Annotated in this window: 3 protein-coding genes; 1 reads left to right on the forward strand and 2 read right to left on the reverse strand. The window is 40.3% G+C overall.

Annotation, left to right across the window (positions count from 1 at the left end; translation table 11 throughout):
• Positions 1–49 precede the first annotated feature (49 nt).
• Positions 50–1,342, reverse strand: coding sequence for a cytochrome-c peroxidase (locus ABXH34_RS18630; RefSeq protein WP_353573392.1), 1,293 nt, complete (start codon positions 1,340–1,342; stop codon positions 50–52).
• A 59-nt stretch (positions 1,343–1,401) separates the two neighbouring features.
• The gene (locus tag ABXH34_RS18635; protein WP_353573393.1) at positions 1,402–1,581 is read right to left on the reverse strand and encodes a hypothetical protein; all 180 of its coding nucleotides are present in this window, start codon (positions 1,579–1,581) and stop codon (positions 1,402–1,404) included.
• Positions 1,582–1,752: 171 nt separating this feature from the next.
• Between ABXH34_RS18635 and ABXH34_RS18640 the strand changes: the two genes are divergently transcribed.
• Positions 1,753–2,087, forward strand: a 335-nt coding sequence (locus ABXH34_RS18640; RefSeq protein WP_353573394.1) for a LysR family transcriptional regulator, incomplete at its 3' end; no start/stop codon positions are given.

Here is a 2,087-nt window from a genome sequence, read left to right on the forward strand (position 1 = left end):
TATCGAAAGCACCTGCTATTGATAACTGAAGTTAAAAGCCTGTGGTTATTTAATTTGGAAGTACGCCATCTAATCCAGTTAGGAAAGCGACAATATCTTTGACTTCATTATCCGTCAGTGCTTGATTGGCTGATTCAAGCAACTGCTGCTCTTCATAAGACCAATAACGATGCTTATCATCTGTGGCATCATTACTTAAGGTATGATTGAGCTGTACCCGTCCCATAATACGCACCGCCTCTTCCAAATCATCCACTGAACCATTATGAAAATAGGGCGCAGTACGGTTTACATTACGTAATGAAGGAATACGCCACACCCCTCTTTTTACATCAGTAAAACGATGAGCTGCCCCTAAATCATCTGCCAATTTATATTCTTTCTCGTATTGAGTATTGGGTACAGTGGGGAAAATACGATAGGCCGTATTGTCACTATTAATACTTGCACCACTGAAATTCGCTCCAGAATGACATAAAATACAGCCTGTTGATTCAAACAAAGCCATACCACGTAACTGTTGGGCTGATAAGGCATCGCTGTCACCTTTAACAAAACGATCATAAGCTGAATTTGGTGTAATCAATGTACGCTCATACGTGGCAATCGCCTTAGCAATATTATCAACTGTCACCTTTGGATTTTCAGGAAAAGCTTGAGCAAAATAGGCCTGATATTCTGCAATGCTTTGCACCCGTTCTTGTACCGCTTCGGATGATGGCATACCCATTTCAATAGGATTAGTAATAGGGCCAATAGCTTGCTGTTCCAAAGAATTTGCTCGGCCATCCCAAAATAAAACGCGCTGAAATGCTGCATTTAATACTGTGGGGGCGTTGCGTTGCCCTTGTTGGCCATGAATACCAATTGAACTTGATAAGCCATCGCTTCCGCCTTTTTCCTCTGATAACTCATGACAAGAAACACAGGACAGAGAGCCATCAGCAGACAGTCGAGCATCAAAAAACAGCTTTTTACCTAAGGCAATTTTCTCAACTGTGGTGGGATTATTGGTGGGTGCAGGAGCAATATCAGGCAATGCTTCCCAAATATAAGCCTCTGTTTTAACGGGTGTTGTATTTACATACAGAGATTTAATCGCGTGTGGGATAGATGGTTGGGTTGGTAAATATTGTAAAATGGGCTGAGCAAAATTGTTAAAAGTCAAAATAAATACAATTTTAAAGCTAAAGGCAAGCACACCGAAACCCATTGCAATTCCTAATAGCCATTTTCCTTGATGTTGAGGAGCAAGCTCGCGCACAATACCAATAAGGATAAACACTGCGATAGTCACTGCGACCAGTCCAAAAGCCAATAATTCAGAAACATGGGTATTCATTGTGTTCTCCAAAAAAATGAGCCAATGACAGCAATTCTCATCGACTCACAAGTGGGTACTTATTTAAGACCAAGCTTTTTATACAATATCAATCCAGGGCAAACGCCTGTGATACCTGCAAACACCAACATCACGTTTAACACATAAAGTAGCCAATGCGCTTGTTCCCAGCCTGTTAACCAAATTCCAGCTCCAAGCAAAGTCGCAACCGTTAGAAAAAGCATACGTTGTGCAGTCATATTAATTCTCCGTATATAAAATGGGGACTGGCAGCTTAAACTAGGTCAATAATAAATAAGGCTGCCAGTCCTAGCTATAATGCTTAAAGTCGAAATACAGCTTAAGATAAGTTAGAATGATTTAGAAATTCTATTTTTGAATATGATTTATTTATTTTTTGAATATATGCTATGAACTTGAAACAACTTTTATTTGCACAATCGGTCGCGGAAACGTGTTCATTTAGCCAAGCTGCTGAGATGTGCCACGCAACCCAGCCCACATTATCAAATTCGATTTCTCAATTAGAGGATGAATTAGGTGGTAAATTATTCGTTCGCACCACGCGCAAAGTTGATTTAACCGTGTTTGGGGAATATATGCTGCCTTTTATACGGGCGGTTTTAGACGATAAAAATGAATTGCAACAAGCAGCGCAGGCATATCACAATCCTGAGCACAAATTGTTGAGGATCGGGCTTTCTCCTTTGATTGATATGAAATTGCTGAACCATGTGCTTATACC

The organism is Candidatus Albibeggiatoa sp. nov. BB20, from assembly GCA_016744725.1.
GTDB lineage: Bacteria > Pseudomonadota > Gammaproteobacteria > Beggiatoales > Beggiatoaceae > Albibeggiatoa.